This window comes from Amycolatopsis orientalis DSM 40040 = KCTC 9412 (genome assembly GCF_000478275.1).
In the GTDB taxonomy this organism is placed as follows: Bacteria; Actinomycetota; Actinomycetes; order Mycobacteriales; family Pseudonocardiaceae; genus Amycolatopsis; species Amycolatopsis orientalis.
In genome coordinates, this window is the sequence record NZ_ASJB01000009.1 from 103777 (window position 1) to 121143 (window position 17367).

The 17367-nt window shown below is 69.2% G+C and carries 14 protein-coding genes; 7 read left to right on the forward strand and 7 right to left on the reverse strand.

Annotated features, from left to right (window positions below):
- Positions 1 to 66 precede the first annotated feature (66 nt).
- Entirely contained in the window at positions 67 to 702 is a 636-nt protein-coding gene (locus tag L324_RS01770) for a TetR/AcrR family transcriptional regulator (RefSeq protein WP_037303678.1), read from the reverse strand.
- A gap of 105 nt (positions 703 to 807) precedes the next feature.
- Between L324_RS01770 and wzt the strand changes: the two genes are divergently transcribed.
- Positions 808 to 1554 (forward strand): galactan export ABC transporter ATP-binding subunit Wzt/RfbE, encoded by a 747-nt coding sequence (gene wzt, locus L324_RS01775; RefSeq protein WP_037303542.1) that lies wholly within the window; start codon positions 808 to 810, stop codon positions 1552 to 1554.
- Here wzt and L324_RS01780 read toward each other — a convergent pair.
- A complete protein-coding gene (locus tag L324_RS01780) occupies positions 1533 to 2729 on the reverse strand; it encodes a DUF6986 family protein (RefSeq protein WP_037303543.1) in 1197 nt (398 codons plus the stop codon). The two genes, wzt and L324_RS01780, sit on opposite strands and share 22 nt — an antisense overlap.
- Before the next feature lie 4 nt (positions 2730 to 2733).
- Positions 2734 to 4311: a malate synthase A gene (aceB, locus tag L324_RS01785; RefSeq protein ID WP_037303544.1), complete on the reverse strand. Its 1578-nt coding sequence runs from the start codon at positions 4309 to 4311 to the stop codon at positions 2734 to 2736.
- A gap of 103 nt (positions 4312 to 4414) precedes the next feature.
- On the opposite strand from aceB, the gene L324_RS01790 reads away from it, so the two are divergent.
- Positions 4415 to 5191, forward strand: coding sequence for an IclR family transcriptional regulator (locus L324_RS01790; RefSeq protein ID WP_037303545.1), 777 nt, complete (start codon positions 4415 to 4417; stop codon positions 5189 to 5191).
- On the opposite strand, the gene L324_RS01795 is transcribed toward L324_RS01790, so the two are convergent.
- Positions 5181 to 5906 (reverse strand): TetR/AcrR family transcriptional regulator, encoded by a 726-nt coding sequence (locus L324_RS01795; protein WP_037303546.1) that lies wholly within the window; start codon positions 5904 to 5906, stop codon positions 5181 to 5183. The two genes, L324_RS01790 and L324_RS01795, sit on opposite strands and share 11 nt — an antisense overlap.
- A 106-nt stretch (positions 5907 to 6012) precedes the next feature.
- Between L324_RS01795 and L324_RS01800 the strand changes: the two genes are divergently transcribed.
- Positions 6013 to 7506 (forward strand): MFS transporter, encoded by a 1494-nt coding sequence (locus L324_RS01800; protein WP_037303548.1) that lies wholly within the window; start codon positions 6013 to 6015, stop codon positions 7504 to 7506.
- Positions 7507 to 7596: 90 nt separating this feature from the next.
- Entirely contained in the window at positions 7597 to 8172 is a 576-nt protein-coding gene (locus L324_RS01805; RefSeq protein ID WP_037303549.1) for a hypothetical protein, read from the forward strand.
- Here L324_RS01805 and ftsY read toward each other — a convergent pair.
- Positions 8169 to 9506: a signal recognition particle-docking protein FtsY gene (gene ftsY / locus L324_RS01810; RefSeq protein ID WP_037303550.1), complete on the reverse strand. Its 1338-nt coding sequence runs from the start codon at positions 9504 to 9506 to the stop codon at positions 8169 to 8171. The genes L324_RS01805 and ftsY overlap by 4 nt on opposite strands.
- A 152-nt stretch (positions 9507 to 9658) precedes the next feature.
- Here ftsY and L324_RS01815 point away from each other — a divergent pair, with 152 nt between their 5' ends.
- From L324_RS01815 to L324_RS01825, 3 genes are all read left to right on the forward strand, one after another.
- Positions 9659 to 10867: an anhydro-N-acetylmuramic acid kinase gene (locus L324_RS01815; protein ID WP_051173566.1), complete on the forward strand. Its 1209-nt coding sequence runs from the start codon at positions 9659 to 9661 to the stop codon at positions 10865 to 10867.
- Between the two features lie 9 nt (positions 10868 to 10876).
- Complete coding sequence (locus L324_RS01820; RefSeq protein ID WP_037303551.1) at positions 10877 to 12460, forward strand: sodium:solute symporter; 1584 nt, start codon at positions 10877 to 10879, stop codon at positions 12458 to 12460.
- Between the two features lie 90 nt (positions 12461 to 12550).
- The gene (locus L324_RS01825; protein ID WP_037303552.1) at positions 12551 to 13084 is read left to right on the forward strand and encodes a DUF3455 domain-containing protein; all 534 of its coding nucleotides are present in this window, start codon (positions 12551 to 12553) and stop codon (positions 13082 to 13084) included.
- Positions 13085 to 13296: 212 nt separating this feature from the next.
- Here the strand turns inward: L324_RS01825 and smc are convergent, their stop codons facing one another.
- Positions 13297 to 16896, reverse strand: coding sequence for a chromosome segregation protein SMC (smc, locus tag L324_RS01830; protein ID WP_037303553.1), 3600 nt, complete (start codon positions 16894 to 16896; stop codon positions 13297 to 13299).
- 88 nt (positions 16897 to 16984) lie between these two features.
- A complete protein-coding gene (locus L324_RS41245; RefSeq protein ID WP_081736165.1) occupies positions 16985 to 17272 on the reverse strand; it encodes an acylphosphatase in 288 nt (95 codons plus the stop codon).
- Positions 17273 to 17367 lie beyond the last annotated feature (95 nt).

Genomic DNA, 17367 nt, shown 5'->3' on the forward strand with positions numbered 1-17367 from the left:
GGCCCACCACCGGAACGCGCGCTGGGTCAGGGTGGTCGTGAGTGGTAAGTGTCGTTAGAACGACACTTACCACTCACGACCACCCCGCCCCAGGTAGGCCAAAGTCATCTCGGTCATTTCGCTCGCCCAGACCTCCCAGCTCAAGCCGTCGGACCAGTAGCGACCGGTGGCCGCGCGGTGCACGCAGGAACCGATGACGGTGCGCGCCAGCATGCCGATGGCCTGCTCGCGATCCGTACGCCGGATCTCCTCGAACCAAGGCCGCGCGGCTTCGACGAAAGCGGTCTGGATCGCGGCCAAGGCCTGGAGCCCGCGTTCGCGTCCGTCGGCGCGCTGACCGTCGAGCAGCTCCGGGAAGATCCGGTCGTGACGGGCGAAGGTGTCCGCCAGAGCCCGGGTGAACGCGCCGACGATCCCGGCCAGTCCGGGAGGCGCCGCCCGAAGCGCTTCACTGACGCCACTTTCCAATTGGCCGAGCAACTGGTCCTTCACGGCGTACAGCAACTGGTTCTTGCCCACGAACCGGCGATAGATCGCGCCCACCGACATGCCCGCCCGCTCGGCGACCGCCGCGACGGTGAACTCCTCGATGCCCTGTTCGGCCAGGACATGCTCGGCGGCGGCCAGCACCTTGTGCAGGGACTCCCGGCTGCGGGCTTGTTGCGGCGGGCGAAAACCCTGCTCGACGGATCGCTGACTCACCGGGCGCACGTTACCTCCCGTCGGCGGGTGCCCGAACCTCGACTGAATGCGAATGATAACTTCCGTTCGCATCTGGCGAGACCGAGCAGCACGGAGGGCGGCACGATGGTGAGCATCGAGGTACAGGGCGCCTACGTCGATTTCCCGATCTTCGACGCCAAGACCAGGTCGCTCAAGAAGGAAGTGCTCGGCAAGGTCGGCGGCAAGATCGGCACCGGCGCGAAGATCCCCATCGTCGAGGCGCTCAGGAACATCACCCTGTCACTGAGTGACGGCGACCGAGTCGGCTTGGTCGAGCACAACGGTGCCGGGAAGTCCACTCTCCTGCGGCTGCTGTCCGGCATCTACGAACCGACGCGGGGCACCTCGCGGGTCGTCGGCCGGATCGCGCCGGTCTTCGATCTCGGCGTCGGACTGGATCCCGAGGTTTCCGGCTACGAGAACATCCTCATCCGGGGCCTGTTCCTCGGCATGAGCCGCAGGCAGATGGAGAAGCGGGTCGACGACATCGCGGAGTTCACCGAACTCGGCGACTATCTGCGCATGCCCTTGCGCACCTACTCCGCCGGCATGCGCGTGCGGCTCGCGCTCGGCGTGGTGACCACCATCGACCCCGAGATCCTCATCCTCGACGAGGGCCTCGGCGCGATCGACGCCGCGTTCCTCACCAAGGCACGCGAACGACTGGTCGACCTCGCCCGCCGCTCGGGCGTACTGGTGTTCGCCTCACACGCCGACGAACTGCTGCGCGAACTGTGCACCACCGCACTCTGGATGGAAGAGGGCCGGATTCGCGCACACGGCTCATTGGACGACGTTCTCGCCGAGTATCACGGAGTTCTGCGCGCGTAACCGTCCAATTCGGACCGCGAGAACGAAAGCTCCCCTTCGTCCACCGCGCCGCAATCCAGCCCTCGCAACAGGAAACCCGCCAGCGCCTGGGCGGTCGCGGGCTCGTCCAGCACCCCGCGTCCGGTCTGGTCCGCGTAATCCCGCAGCCGCCCCAAAGCCGCCGGGAAGCCCTCGCGGAAGAACGCGTACGTCGCGGCGAACCGGGTCGGCAGCTGGTGCGGATGCAGATCCCAGCCCTGGTAGAAACCACGCTCCAGCGAACGCCGCACCAGGCGCAGATGTTCGCGCCAGGCCGGAAGGATCGCGTCGCCGACAGGCAGCTTGTTCGTCGAGCCGTCGGAAAGCCGGACACCGGTACCGGCGGCCGAAACCTGCATGAGCTGCTTGGCGAAGTCGGCGGCCGGGTGTTCCATGCTCTGGTACTCGGCACCGATGCCGAGGCCGGCGCTGTAGTCGTAAGTCCCGTAGTGCAGCCCCGAACACCGGCCGCGCGCGGCTTCGATGATCCGCGGCACCGCGACCGTCCCATCGACGTCCACAATGGACTGAGCGGTCTCGATCTGGACCTCGAACCGTAGGGCGCCACTGGGCAGGCCGTACGCGGATTCGAGGCGCTCCAGGACATCCGCCGCCACCTCGACCTGCTCTACGGCGGTCACCTTCGGCAGCGTGACGACGAACCCTTCCGGCAGCGGCCCGCTTTCCAGCAGCCCTGCCAGAAACAGGTCCAGGGTACGGATACCGCGACGCCGGGTCGCCTGTTCGAAGCTCTTGAACCGGATGCCGACGAACGGCGTGCCGCCGGTGATGGCCAGCGTCCGTCCCGCGGCGAGCGCGGTGGCGTCCTCCTCGTCATCGCCGGGCCTGCCGTAGCCGTCTTCGAAATCGATCCGCAGATCCTCGATCGGCTCGGTGAGCAGTTTGGTCCGGACGCGGTCGGCGACATCCGCGTCCAGGCCCAGCTGGTCGGCGTGTTCGCCGAAGACCCGCAGGGCCTGCTTTCCCCAATCCGCCACCAGCCGCGTCTTGTACCGCGACGCGGGCACGTACACGGTGTGCACGGGCTGGCGGCCGGGCGGCTCGCCGGGGTATTTCGCCGCGACGCGCGCGTCGGCCTCGGCGAGGCGCGCGTCGGCGGCGGTGTAGACGTCCTCGGTGAGCCGCCCGTTCCCCATCTGTCTACTTGATCCGTTCGTAGGCGGGCAGCGTCAGGAAGTCCGGGAACTCGTCGGCGAGCGCGACCTGCTCGAACAGTTCGACGGCGGGCTCCAGCAGCTCCGGCTTGATCTCGGCGGCCAGTTCGCCGCGGACCTCGGCCAGCACGCCCCGCACCAGTTCCTCGGTCACCTTGTCGCCCGTGTCCAGCTGGGTGCCGTTGCGCACCCACTGCCACACCTGCGAACGCGAGATCTCCGCGGTGGCCGCGTCCTCCATCAGGTTGTGGATCGCCGCCGCGCCGTTCCCGCTCAGCCAAGAGGCGAGGTAGCGGATACCGACGTCGACCGCGGCACGCAGACCGGCCGCGGTGGCGCCACCCGGCGTCGAAGCCGCGTCGAGCAGCTGGTCGGCGGTCACCGACACCTCGTCGCGGGTGCGGTCGAGCTGGTTCGGCTTGTCGCCGAGGACCTTGTCGAACTCCTCGCGGCAGATGTCGACCATGCCCGGATGCGCGACCCAGGAACCGTCGAAGCCGTCGCCGGCCTCGCGGCTCTTGTCCGCGCGGACCTTGTCGAGCGCCGCGGCGGTGACTTCCGGGTCCTTGCGGTTCGGGATGAACGCGGCCATGCCGCCGATCGCGAACGCGCCGCGCTTGTGGCAGGTGCGCACCAGCAGTTCGGTGTAGGCGCGCATGAACGGCGCGGTCATGGTGACCGAGTTGCGGTCCGGCAGCACGAACTTCTCGCCCGCGTCACGGAAGTACTTGATCACACTGAACAGGTAGTCCCAGCGGCCCGCGTTGAGGCCGGAGGCGTGCTCGCGCAGTTCGTAGAGGATCTCCTCCATCTCGAACGCGGCCGGGATGGTCTCGATCAGCACGGTCGCGCGGACGGTGCCGTGGTCGATGCCGAGGGTCTTCTCCGCGTGGGTGAAGACGTCGTTCCAGAGCCGGGCTTCGAGGTGGCTCTCCATCTTCGGCAGGTAGAAGTACGGGCCCTTGCCGCGGTTGAGCAGCTCCTGGGCGTTGTGGAAGAAGTGCAGGCCGAAGTCGACCAGCGCGCCGACGGCCTGGCGCCCGCCGAAGGACAGGCCCCGCTCGTCGAGGTGCCAGCCGCGCGGGCGGACGACGATGGTCGCGTGCTCGACGTCGTCCTTCAGCGCGTAGCTCTTGCCGCCGCTCTCCAGCGTGATGGTCTCGCGGACGGCGTCGTACAGGTTGACCTGGCCGGAGATGACGTTCGCCCAGTGCGGCGTGTTGGCGTCCTCGAGGTCGGCGAGCCAGACCTTGGCGCCGGAGTTCAGCGCGTTGATGGTCATCTTGCGATCGGTCGGGCCGGTGATCTCGACGCGGCGGTCACGCAGCGCGGGCGGGGCCTCGGCCACCTTCCAGTCGCCCTCGCGGATCTCCTTGGTCTCGGGCAGGAAGTCGAGTTTGCCGGTGGTCCTGGCCTCCTCGCGGCGCTTGCTCCTGGCCTGCAGCAGCTCGTCGCGGCGGGCGGCGAAGGCCTCGTGCAGGCCGGCGAGGAAGGCGAGCGCCTCCGGCGTGAGGATTTCGTCCCCGCGCTCGACCGGATCGCCGAGCACCTGAGCTTCAGACATGAGTAACACCCCGAGTTCGGATAAATAACGTCCCTACGGTTTTACATGACGGACTATAGTTTCTGCATAGCGGAACATCAACGCCGACGTAAGGAGTACCACGGTGGCAGCGGAGAAGAACGGACGCGATGGCGGCGTCCAGTCACTTCAGCGGGCCTTCGAGCTCCTCGAGCATCTCGCGGACACCGGCGGCGAGGCCAGCCTTTCGGAGCTGGCCACCCTTTCCGGGCTGCCGATGCCGACCATCCACCGGCTGATCAGGACGCTGGTGGACCTGGGTTACGTCCGGCAGAACACCAACCGCCGGTACGCGCTGGGCGCCCGGCTCATCCGGCTGGGCGAGAACGCGAGCATGCAGTTCGGCTCGTGGGCGCGGCCGCTGCTCGCGGAGCTGGTCGACGAGGTCGGCGAGACCGCGAACCTCGCGGTACTGGAGCGGGACGAGGTCGTCTACGTCGCCCAGGTGCCGTCGAAGCATTCGATGCGGATGTTCACCGAGGTCGGACGGCGTCTCCTGCCGCACGGCACCGGCGTGGGCAAGGCGATGCTGGCGCATCTGCCGTCCGAAGACGTCACGGCACTGCTCGCGCGGACCGGCATGCCCTCGTACACCGAACACACCTTCACCGACCAGGACGCCCTCCTGCGCGAGCTGGCGAAGATCGCCCAGCAGGGTTACGCACTGGACGAGGCCGAGCAGGAGCTGGGCGTCCGCTGCGTGGCCGTCGCGGTCCCGGGCGCGCCGGTGCCGGCCGCGGTCTCGGTGTCCGGACCTTCGGGACGGCTCACCATGGAGGCCGTCGAGCGGATCGCGCCCGCCGTCCAGCGGATCGCGACCGCGCTCGGTTCGACCCTTTCGCGTGACGGGGTCACCGTTTGAGGCGGGTCTCCAAGCCGTCGAGCATCCTGTCCAGGCCGTAGCGGAACTTCTCGTCGCGAAGCCGCTCCGGGTCGGTTTCGACGTCGTCCCGGACAAGCCTGTCCCGCTGGTGCGGGTACTCCCGTGCCGCCTCCTCGACGGCGGGGCGCAGGTGCTCCGCCCATTCACGCTCGCTCCGGCCGCTTTTCGCGACCGTCGTGAGCCATGCCGCCTCGGTGGTCCCCATGCCGATGACGTACGAGATCACCGCGCTGATCGCCTGATCCGCCTCGTCGTCGGGGAATCCCGCGGCCACGAAGACGGCCAGCAGCCGCTCGTTGAGCCGCATGACGTTCGGCCCCAGGTAGGACAGGCCGACCGAGCCGAGCAGTGACGCGATCCAGGGGTGCCGCAGGATCATGGCGCGCACACTTTGCGCCCCCACGACGGCCGCTTCGCGCCACCGAGTGTCCCCATCCGGCACGGTGATCTCGCCGTAGACCTCGTCGACGACCAGCTCGATCAGCTCGTCGCGGTTGGCCACGTGCCGGTAGAGCGACGTGGCGCCCGCGTTCAGCGCCGTACCGAGCCTTCGCATGCTCAGCGCGTCGACACCTTCGACGTCCAGAAGCCGGACGGCCTCGGCGACGATCTGGGCCTGGCTCAGCGCGGGCTGATTCTGCTTGCGGCGGGGACGGGTCCACACCGACTGGATCGGCTGTTCCTCGACTGACATGCCGCCACTCTAGCGCACGAAGTACCCCATTGCGAACGCTGTTGGCTTGTGCGTACAGTGTGCGCAACAACGGAACGACGTACGCAACTACTTCAAGGGGTATCCGATGAACGCGGTGGAAGGGCGCGATCCGCGCCGCTGGTGGATCTTGATCGTGCTGTGCCTGAGCACGCTCGTGCTGGTCGTGGACAACATGGTGCTGACGGTCGCGGTGCCGCCACTGGCCGAGGACCTCGGCGCGAGCGCCCAGGACACGCAGTGGATCCTCGACTCCTACATCCTGGTGTTCGCCGGTCTGCTGCTCACCTCGGGAAGCCTCGGGGACCGCTTCGGCCGCCGGAAGGTGATGATCATCGGCCTCGCCCTCTTCGGGGCGGCCTCACTTGTCGCCGCGTTCGCCGCGAACCCGCTCGAATTGATCGTGGCCCGAGCGGTGATGGGGGTCGGTGGCGCGCTGATCATGCCGAGCACCCTGTCGATCCTGATCACCGTCTTCGACGACGAGGAGCGCCGGAAGGCGATGGCGGCGTGGAGCGCGGTCGCGATGCTCGGCCTGATCGGCGGCCCGGTGCTGGGCGGCGTGCTGATCGCGTGGTTCTGGTGGGGCGCGGTGTTCCTGATCAACGTGCCGATCGTCGTCATCGCGGTGATCGCCGCGCTCACGCTGATGCCGGAATCGCGGGGCCCGTGGCAGAAGCCGGACCCGCTCGGCGCGATCCTGTCCGCGACCGGCATGGTCGCGCTGGTCTGGACGATCATCGAACTGCCCAAACACGGCATCACCCAGGCCGGCACCCTGATCCCGCTGGCGATCGCGGTCGTGAGCCTGATCGGCTTCGTGCTGTGGGAGCGGCACACGCCGTCGCCGATGGTCCCGCTCAAGCTGTTCCGCAAGCGCAACTTCAGCGGCGGCAGCCTGTCGCTCACGCTGGTGCAGATCGGCAACGGCGGACTGCTGCTGCTCCTGACCCAGTACCTGCAGTTCGTCCTCGGCTACACCCCGACCGAGGCGGGGCTGGCCTTCATCCCGATGGCCATCGCGTCGCTGCTCTGCAACACCCTGGGCGCCACGCTGGGCCAGAAGATCGGCAACCGCGCGCTGGCCACGGCCGGGATGACGGTGATGGCCGCCGGGTTCGGCCTGCTCGCGACCCTGTCGACGAACGACGGTTTCCTGCTGCCCGCCGTCGCGCTGTTCGTACTCGGTGCCGGGGGCGGACTGGCGATGCCGGCGGCGATCGCGGCGCTGATGGGCGAGGTCCCGGAGGAGCAGGCCGGGGTCGGCTCCGCGCTCAACGACACCATCCAGCAGCTGGGCGCCGCACTCGGCATCGCGATCCTGGGCAGCGTCGTGTCCGGTCTGTTCACGTCGCAGATGCCCGCGTCCGCTCCGGAGCGAGCGCGGCTTTCGATCAGCGACGCCTTCGCCACCGGTGACGGCGGGCTGATCACCGCGGCCCGCGAGGCGTTCACCTCGGCGATGTCGACGACGTTCCTGGTGAGCGCGGTCGGTGTGCTGGCGGCGGCGGTGGTCGCGTTCCTGGTGATGCGGGACAAGAAGACCGCGCCGGCCGAGGACGACGCTCCGGTCTCCGTCTGACCGCGAAGTCCGCGAAGGCCCCTCTTTCGGCTGAGCCGGGAGAGGGGCCTTCGCCGTAACCTCGAAAGGGGCCGAGCGAGGGGATGTCCGATGGTCGAACCGGTGATCGCCTGGGTGGGGCAGAAACTCGCGGAAAAGGCGCTCGACCGGGCGATGGCAACGGACGGCCGGAAGCCGCGGCGGCACGATCTCAGCGTCCAAGGCGCCGAAGCGACCAGCGACCTCGACATAACCGTGAAGTACGTTCTGCCGTACTGCCGGGGCGCGAAGGCGCCTGTCGTCCTGACCCTGCGGAGGCTCGACGAGTCCGCCGAAAACCTGACCTTGCCCATGGTGCTCGGGGAAACCGCACGCGTACGGCTGAAACGAGGCCGGTACCGGATCACGGCGGCGATCCTCGAACTGTCCCCCCGGCACGACGCGGCGCCGACCTTGCACGCCTTCGGAGCACAGCTGCTGTGGCTGGGCGGCAACGGCACGGCGAAAGCCTGTATCCGCCCGGCTCCGGTGATCGTCCTACCGCCCGAGGCTCCTCGGCCCGGCACCTTCGTCGACTTCATGCGATGCCGGATGTGCGCTTCGCCGGTGATGATGTTCGGGCTCTGCCGGGTCCACACCGACCAGGTCGTCCGCTACGTGCGGGAGAAGTTCGCCCCCGCGGCCTAGTTGCTGAGCAGGGCCTCGACGAACGCGCCCGGCTCGAAGGGCGCCAGGTCGTCCGGCCCCTCACCGAGACCGACCAGCTTCACCGGCACCCCGAGTTCACGCTGCACCTGGAAGACGATGCCGCCCTTCGCCGTTCCGTCCAGTTTGGTCAGCACGATGCCGGTGACGTCGATGACCTCCGAAAACACCCGGGCCTGCATCAGCCCGTTCTGCCCGGTGGTGGCGTCGAGCACCAGCAACACCTCGTCGACCTTCGCCTGCTTCTCGACGACTCGCTTGACCTTGCCCAGCTCGTCCATCAGACCGGTCTTCGTGTGCAGACGGCCGGCGGTGTCGATCAGGACCGCGTCCACCCCCGCCTCGGCGCCGCGTTTGACCGCGTCGAACGCGACCGCCGCCGGGTCCGCGCCCTCCTTGCCGCGCACGACCTCCGCGCCCACCCGCTCGGCCCAGGTCTGGAGCTGGTCCGCCGCGGCGGCGCGGAAGGTGTCGGCCGCGCCGAGCACCACGGTGCTCCCCTGCGCGACGAGCACCCGGGCGAGTTTGCCGGTGGTGGTGGTCTTGCCGGTGCCGTTGACCCCGGCGACCAGTACGACGGCGGGCTGCTTCACGCCGTCGACGGTGTGCGGCAGCGCGCGGACGGCCCGGACCGCGTCGGTCGACAAGGCGGCCGTGAGTACTTCCTGCAGCACCGCGCGCGCGTCCTCGGACGTCCGCACGGCGCGGCGCTTCAGCTCGTCACGCAGGCGCTCGACGATCTCGGTGGTCGTCGCGGCGCCCAGATCCGCCATGAGCAGCGTGTCTTCGACGTCCTGCCAGGAGTCCTCGTCCAGATCGCCGGCACCCAGCAGGCCAAGCAGACTCTGCCCGAACACCGAACGCGACTTCGAAAGCCTGCCGCGCAGCCGCTCCATCCGCCCCGCCGCCGGGGCGATCTCCTCCTCAGGAGCGGGAGCGGGCGCGGTCTCCTCGGCGGGTTCGGGGAGTTCGACGTCGCGCACCGTGCGCTGCGCGGAATCCCTCGGCACCGCCGCGTCGTCCCCGACCGCGGGCTGGCCGTCGGTCTCGGGGCGATCCTCGACCGGATGCTCCGGTTCGACGGGTTCCTCGGTCTCTTCGGCCTCTTCGGTCTTTTCACCGCCCGGAGCGAGCGCGATCCCGCCGGTCGCGGTATACCCGCCGCCCTTCGGCTTCGCGCGCTCGACGGCCTCGGCAGCCTTGGACTCGTCCAGGCTGATCCGGCGGCGGCGCGCGATGAACAGCCCGGCCACCAGTACGGCGACCAGGACCACGACGGCAACGACAACGATCCAGAACCAGGGGGTGCTCGACACGGCGCCATCTTCGCATCCGCACGCGGCCCGGCTCAGACGCCCCACTGGGAGGAAGCGGATCTTGTGAGGCACCCACTGGATAGGACTCATTTCGGACAAGAAGAAACAGTGTCGCTTGCGCGCCCTCCGGATCGAGGGCTAGACCACTCCGAATGACGGTTTTCTCCGGCACTGGGGTCCGGGTGATCGGACTCATCTCCGGCACGTCGATCGACGGGATCGACGTGGCGGCCGCCGAACTGCGCGCCCGTGGCGACACCGTGGAGCTTTCCCCGCTCGGTCAGCTCGAAGTCCCTTATCCGGAAGCGCTCCGCGAAGCCCTGCTCGGCGCGCTGCCGCCGAATCCGTGCAGCGCCGGACAGCTCACGAAACTCGACACCCTGGTGGGCCAGGCGTTCGGCGAGGCGGCCGCGCGCGGCGTCGAGGAACTGGCCGGCGGCGAGGCCGACCTCGTCGCTTCGCTGGGCCAGACGGTGTTCCACTGGGTCGAGGACGGTGCCGCGCGCGGCACCCTGCAACTGGGGAACGCGGCGTGGATCGCCGAGCGCACCGGTTTGCCCGTGGTGGCCGACCTGCGCGTGCGCGACGTCGCCGCCGGCGGCCACGGCGCACCGCTCGCCAGCACCTTCGACGCGTTGTGGCTCCGGGACCTGGCCGATTCCGGCCCGGTCGCGGCGCTGAACATCGGCGGCATCGCGAACATCACCGTGGTCCCCGCCGACGGCGATGTCCTCGCCTACGACACCGGGCCCGGCAACGCCCTGATGGACATCGCCGCGCACCGCACCACCGGCCGTCGTGCCGACATCGACGGAGCGCTCGCCCTGCGCGGGAACGTCCGGCCCGATCTGCTGGCGAAACTCCTGCTTGATCCGTACTACGCGGCCGCGCCGCCGAAGTCGACCGGCAAGGAACTGTTCCACGGCGGGTATCTCGACACCGCGCTCGACGGCCTCCCGCCTGTCGGGGCGGAAGACCTTCTGGCGACTCTGACCGAACTCACCGCGGTGACGATCGCCGCGGAATGCCGTCGCCACGCCATCACGACCCTGATCGTCTCCGGCGGCGGAGCGGACAATCCCGCGCTGATGGCCGCGCTCGCCAGGAATCTTCCGGGTGCGGCGCTGAAAACCAGCGACGACCACGGGCTGCCGAGTGCGGGCAAAGAGGCGTACCTGACCATTCTGCTCGGCTGGCTGACCTGGTCCGGTGTCCCGGGAAACCTCCCGTCGGCGACCGGCGCCCGGGGCGGCCGGCTGCTCGGCAGCATCACCCCGGGCTCGGGCCCCCTGCGGCTTCCCGCCCCACTTACCTCAACCGTGACCCGGCTACGGGTAGCGGCGACGACCGGCGAGCGATAGGAGATACGGATGCGCGCACTTGACCTCGCGATCATCGGGCTTTTTCTGGTCGGCATGCCCCTGCTGGGCATCTGGATCGGCGGCAAACAGAAATCCGGCTCCGACTACTTCGTCGGCGAAGGCAAGATCTCCTGGTGGGTGGCCTGCCTGTCGGTGGTCTCCGCGGAGACGTCCACCCTCACCGTGCTCTCCGTACCGACGGTGGCCTACATCGCCACCCCCGGCGAAGGCGGGATGACCTACCTCGCGTTGGCCATCGGCTACATCGCCGGCCGGATCGTCGTGTCGATGGTGCTGTTGCCGCGCTACGTGGCGGGCAACCTGGTCACCGCGTACGCCTTCCTGGGCAAGCGGTTCGGCAACGGGTTGCAGGGCACCGCGTCGGTGACCTTCCTGCTCACCCGCACGCTGGCCGACGGCATCCGGCTGTTCGCCACCGCGATCCCGATCAAGGTGGTGCTCGCCGCCTACGGCCTGACCGTCTCCTACTGGACCATCGTGGTCGGGCTCGGCATCGCGATGGTGATCTACAGCTTCTTCGGCGGGGTGCGCGCGGTCGTCTGGGTCGACGCGATCCAGATGCTCTGGTACATCCTCGGCGCGGTCGTGGTCATCTGGGTGATCGCCGGGCGGCTGCCGGACGGCTGGTTCGGCAAGGCCGTCGACGCCAACAAGTTCCAGCTCTTCGACTTCTCCTCCAACATGCTCACCGGGCAGTACGCGTTCTTCACCGCCGTGATCGGTGGCGCGGTGCTCTCGATGGCGTCGCACGGTTCGGACCAGCTGATCGTGCAGCGCCTGCAGGCCACCAACGATCTGCGCGCCGCGCGGAAGGCCCTGGTCGCCAGCGGTTTCGTGGTCTTCCTGCAGTTCGCGCTGTTCCTGTTCATCGGCGTGCTGCTGTGGGCGCTGTACAACGGCCTGAACCCGACCAAGCCGAAGCCGGAAGGCCTCGGGCTCGCCAACAAGGACGAACTGTTCGCGAACTTCATCGTGAACGACCTGCCGAGCGGCCTCTCCGGCTTCGTGATCGCCGGGATCCTCGCCGCCGCACTGAGTTCGTCGCTCGGCGCGCTGGCCTCGTCCACGGTGACCGACGTCTACGAACGGGTGATCGGCAGGCAACTGCCGGAAGCCGACCGGCTCAAGCACGGCCGGATCTGGACGATCGTCTGGGCGGGCGCGCTGATCCTGTGCGCGGGTTTCTTCGCCTCGTCGAACAAGACGTCGGCCGATCCGATCGTGGTGCAGGCGCTCGGTATCACCGGCTACACCTACGGCGCGCTGCTCGGCGCGTTCCTGCTGGGGCTGCTGTTCAAGCGGGCGAGGCAGTCGGACGCGATCGTCGCGTTCGTGTCGACGGTGATCGTGATGGCGTTCCTCATCCTCGGCGTCAAGTTCAACAAACCGGACGGCAGCCTGATCGGCATCGACTTCGGCCGGGCCGCCGGGACCAAGGTGGCGCTGGCGTGGCCTTGGTACACGTTGTGCGGCGTGGTGATCACGCTCGTCGTGGGCGGGCTTCTGTCGCTGCGGCACGGGAGCGAGGACCCGCTCGCGGAGCCGGACGTGAAGGAAACCGAGAAAGTGTGATCTGAGTCACATCTTCGAACGTTCTCTATCTCTCCTCCGTGTCGGCTGCGGGACCTGCCTGAAGACGGCGGGCGAGGAGAGGTAGAGACGATGAAGCGTGCGACTGTCACCATCGCGATCGGCGCCCTGTTGCTCGGGAGCGGCGCGAGCGCCTACGCCGCGACCAACCCGATCGACGTCCAGGCCGGCGGGAAGCAGCGGCCCGTTCCGGAAGCCGTCAAGGTTCCGGACGGGAACACCCGCGTCGCCACCTACCGTGGCGAGGGCGTGCAGATCTACGGCTGCGCCAACGGGGCGTGGACCCTGATCCAGCCCGCCGCGACGCTGAGCCACCACGGGCGGGCGATCGCGCTGCACAGCAAGGGTCCGGTGTGGACGTCCACTGTGGACGGCAGCACGGTCGGCGCGGCGGCGGTGCCCGGTGCGTCCAGCCCCCGGCCGAACGCGGTACCGGAAGTGCTGCTGAAGGCGAACCTGAACAGTGGCGACGGGATCTTCGGCAAGATCACCTACGTCCAGCGGCTCGACACCCGGGGCGGCCTCGCTCCGGCGGGCGCGTGCACGGCCGGCGCGCAGACGGCGAGCCGGTACTCCGCGGACTACGCCTTCTGGGCGGCCAAGTAGCGCCCGGCGGCCTCACCACCGCGCAAGTAGTCGGCTAATTGCGCCGTCCTTCACGACCCGCCACCAGGATCCGCCCGCACCCCAGGCGAGAAGCCTCCGGGAATCAGGGTGGAGGGGGCTGAAGGGGCCCTTCGCCTCATCTCACGCGGCGAAGGGCGCTTTCCCGGCATGCGATGCGGGGAAAGCGCCCTTCAGCCCGTTCATGGCACGCGCTAGGCCGGAACCGGGTCCTCTTCGGCGGTCCGCAGCCGCTGCGAGATCACCTTCGTGATGCCGTCGCCCTGCATCGAAACGCCGTACAGGGCGTCGGCGATCTCCATGGTCGGCTTCTGGTGGGTGATGATGATCAGCTGCGAAGAATCACGCAGCTGTTCCAGCAGCCCGATCAGCCGTCGCATGTTGGTGTCGTCGAGCGCCGCCTCGACCTCGTCCATGACGTAGAAGGGCGAAGGCCGGGCACGGAAGATCGCCACCAGCATGCCGACGGCGACCAGCGACTTCTCACCACCGGAGAGCAGCGAGAGCCGCTTGACCTTCTTGCCCGGCGGGCGCGCTTCGACGTCGACGCCGGTGGAGAGCAGGTCGTTGGGCTGCGTGAGCACCATGCGCCCCTCGCCGCCGGGGAACAGCACGCTGAACACGGTCTCGAATTCGCGCGCGACATCCTCGTACGCCGACGCGAAGACCTCGAGGATCTTTTCGTCGACCTGCTTGATGACGGCTTCGAGGTCCTTGCGGGTGTCCTTGAGGTCTTCGAGCTGGGTCGAGAGGAACTTGTACCGCTCCTCCAGCGCCGCGAACTCCTCCAGCGCCAGCGGGTTGACCTTGCCCAGCAGGCTCAGGTCCTTCTCCGCGCGCTTCGCCCGGCGGGCCTGGGTGTCGCGGTCGAACGGCATGGGCGGCGGCGGGGTGACGTCCTCGCCGCGTTCCTTGGCCGCCTCGTACTCGGCCATCTCCCCCGCGCTCGGCGGCACGGGGACGTCCGGGCCGTATTCGGCCACGAGATCTTCGAGGCCGATGCCGAAGTCTTCGGCGATTTTGGTTTCGAGCTGTTCCAGCCGCAACCGCTGCTCGGCGCGCAGCACCTCGTCGCGGTGGACGGCGTCGGTGAGCTTCTCCAGCTCGCCGGTCAGCTCGCGGACCTTGCTGCGGACCTGCGTCAGCGCCGTCTCCCTCGACTGCCGCTGCGCCTGCGCCTCGTCCCGTTCGTGGGCGGCGCGCTGCACGGAGACCTCGATGCGCTCCAGCGCGATCTCGCCGCCGTTGACCACCGCGTTGGCGATCTCGGCGCCGCGTTTCCGCGCGGCCCTGGACTTTTCGGCGCGTTCGCGGGCCTGCCGTTCGGCGTGCGCGGCGCGGCGGAGCGATTCGGCCTTGCCCTGGATACTCCGCGCGCGCTCCTCGGCGGTGCGCAGCGCGAGCCGGGACTCCATCTCCTCCTGGCGGACGGTGCCGAGGTCTTCGGCGGCCTGGTCGCGTTCGGCGGTGTCCGGATCCTCGTCGACCTCCTGGTCGGCGACGGCCGCCAGCCGCTCTTCGAGTTCGGCGAGCTGCCGCAGCGCCTCTTCCCGGCTCTGCTCGACCTTGGCACGCTGATTGCTCAGCCGGTCCATCTCGGCCTGCGCGGCGCGGGCGGCCTGCTGCATCCGGTTCAACCGCTCGGACGACCGGGCTTTACGCACCTTCGCGTCACCCAGCGCGTCCTTGGCCCTGCTGACCTCTTCACGCCGGGCCTGCTGCCCGGCGCGGGCGCCTTCGAGTTCCGCGGCGGTGCGTTCCAGCGCCCGCTCGGCGGCCTGGAGCCTGTCGCCCGCCTCGTCGACGGCGGCCTGCACCTCGATGACGCTCTCACTGCGGGCCGAACCGCCGACCGCCCAGCGGGCACCGAAGACATCGCCCTCGCGTGTGACCGTGCTGACTTCGGGGTAAACCTCCACCAGGCGGCGCGCGGTCTCCAGTCCGTCCACAATGGCCACCCGGTCGAGCGCGTGCTCGACGGCGGATCGCAGCGCGGGCGGCGCCGAGACCACTTCGCGGGCCCAGCGCGCACCTTCGGGCAGCGACGGCCAGGCACTGGTGTCCACAGTGGATTCCAGACCGCCGAGCAGGATGCCCGCACGGCCGGAGTCGTTGTCCTTCAAGAACTTCAGCGCGGCGAGCGCGTCTTCGCCGCCGTTGACCGCGACCGCGTCGGCGACCGGGCCGAGCGCCGCGGCCAGCGCGACCTCGTGGCCGGGTTCGACGGTGAGCAGCGCGGCCACCGAGCCGAGCAATCCCGGCAGCTCGTGCTGCGCGCCGAGCAGCGCACCCGCGCCGTCCTTGCGGCGCAAGCCCATCGACAGCGCCTCGACCCGGGCCCGCTCCGAAGCGATCTCGCGCTCGGCGGCCCGCTCGGCCTTGACCAGTTCCTCGACCCGCGCCTTGGCGGCGTTGTTCGCTTCCACCGCGCGGTCGTGATGGGCCTGCAGTTCGGAGTCGTCGGATTCCTCGACACCACCCGCGGCCTTGGCCTCTTCAAGCTCCTCGACGGCGATCTCGGCGCGCTCGGCCGCCTCTTCGAGCGAAACGGTGAGCCTGTCGATCTCGTCGGAGGTGGCACCGTTCTTGCTGCGCAAGGCCTCGACCTGTCCGGCGAGCTTCGCCAGCCCCTCGCGGCGGTCGGCGATCGCGCGGACGGCGGCCATATGCGCGCGCTCGGCGGCCTGGACGAGGTGTTCGAGCTGCTCGCGCCGCTGGACGGTCTCCGAAAGCACCATCCGCGCCTCGGCGACGGCCTCGTTCAGCTCCTGCTCCCGCTCGGCGACCTGCTCGGCCTCGGCGAGCAGCTCTTCGGGGTCGCGGCCGGTGCTCGCCTGCTGCACGTCGGACGAAAGGTGGCGTTGACGCTCCAGCGCGAGCCGCACGGTGCCGCGCAGCCGTTCCGTCAGCGCGGAAAGCTTGTACCAGGTCTCCTGGGCCGCGGCCAGCCGCGGCGCGTCCTCGGCGAGCGAGGCTTCGAGTTCGGTTTCCTCGGCGGCGACGATCTCCAGCGCCTGCTCGACCTCGGCGCGGCGCTGCCGGGCGACGCGCTCGTCGGCCTCTTCCTTCGCGATGCCCTCGCGCTGGGTGACCAGGTCGTGGGCGAACAGCCGCAGCCGCGCGTCGCGAAGTTCGGACTGCACCCACTGCGCCTTGCGCGCGATCTCGGCCTGCTTGCCCAGCGGTTTGAGCTGGCGGCGCAGCTCGGTGGTGAGGTCGCCGAGGCGGTCGAGGTTGCCCTGCATGTTGGCGAGCTTGCGCAGGGTCTGTTCCTTGCGCTTGCGGTGCTTGAGGACGCCGGCGGCCTCTTCGATGAAGGCGCGGCGCTCCTCCGGCTTGGATTCGAGGATCGCCGACAGCTGGCCCTGCCCGACGATGACGTGCATCTCGCGGCCGATACCGGAGTCCGACAGCAGTTCCTGCACGTCCATCAGGCGGCAGCGGTCACCGTTGATCTCGTACTCGCTCGCCCCGTCGCGGAACATCCGGCGGGTGATCGACACCTCGGAGTACTCGATGGGCAGCGCGCCGTCGGCGTTGTCGATGGTGAGGGTGACCTCGGCGCGCCCGAGCGGGGCGCGGCCGGCGGTCCCGGCGAAGATGACGTCCTCCATCTTGCCGCCGCGCAGGTCCTTCGCGCCTTGGGTGCCCATGACCCAGCGGAGCGCGTCGAGGACGTTCGACTTGCCGGAGCCGTTCGGTCCGACCACGCAGGTGATGCCCGGCTCGAAACGCAACGTCGTCGCCGAGGCGAAGGACTTGAAGCCCTTGAGCGTCAGGCTCTTCAGGTGCACGGCGTGCTGACCCCTCTTGCTGCGGGAACTCCTCGTTCAATCGGCCAAGGCTACCTGTGTGCCCACGGTGATCGTGGGACGCGGGGCCTCAGCGCTCCACGAACCCCCGCAGCCCACCTTTCGCGGGCGACCAGCGCTCGACGACGTGATCCACACTTCCGGGTGATTCCCCGGACCGCAAAGCCGCCAAAAGCCGCTCACAGTGTTCACGAACACCCTCCGCTACCACCTCGACACGTCCGTCGGCCAGATTGCCCGCGCTGCCGACCAACCCCAGCTCAAGCGCCCTGCTGCGGGTCCACCAGCGGAAACCGACACCCTGGACGCGGCCGTGCACCCACGCGGTCAGCCTGATGTGCGTTAATTCTTCACTCACGACCCCTATCGTGCACCATGCGGACGAACGCGGAGGGTGAACAGGACGTTCGCTGTAGTTCGCAGACGGTGAAGTGGCGGTGATAATCTCCGCGC

What these genes read in the sequence shown, in the direction of transcription:
- wzt (WP_037303542.1), top strand. Translation starts at nt 808, where the DNA reads ATGGTGAGCATCGAGGTACAGGGCGCCTACGTCGATTTCCCGATCTTC.
- L324_RS01780 (WP_037303543.1), bottom strand. Translation starts at nt 2,729, where the DNA reads ATGGGGAACGGGCGGCTCACCGAGGACGTCTACACCGCCGCCGACGCG.
- aceB (WP_037303544.1), bottom strand. Translation starts at nt 4,311, where the DNA reads ATGTCTGAAGCTCAGGTGCTCGGCGATCCGGTCGAGCGCGGGGACGAA.
- L324_RS01795 (WP_037303546.1), bottom strand. Translation starts at nt 5,906, where the DNA reads ATGTCAGTCGAGGAACAGCCGATCCAGTCGGTGTGGACCCGTCCCCGC.
- L324_RS01800 (WP_037303548.1), top strand. Translation starts at nt 6,013, where the DNA reads ATGAACGCGGTGGAAGGGCGCGATCCGCGCCGCTGGTGGATCTTGATC.
- L324_RS01805 (WP_037303549.1), top strand. Translation starts at nt 7,597, where the DNA reads ATGGTCGAACCGGTGATCGCCTGGGTGGGGCAGAAACTCGCGGAAAAG.
- L324_RS01815 (WP_051173566.1), top strand. Translation starts at nt 9,659, where the DNA reads ATGACGGTTTTCTCCGGCACTGGGGTCCGGGTGATCGGACTCATCTCC.
- L324_RS01820 (WP_037303551.1), top strand. Translation starts at nt 10,877, where the DNA reads ATGCGCGCACTTGACCTCGCGATCATCGGGCTTTTTCTGGTCGGCATG.
- L324_RS01825 (WP_037303552.1), top strand. Translation starts at nt 12,551, where the DNA reads ATGAAGCGTGCGACTGTCACCATCGCGATCGGCGCCCTGTTGCTCGGG.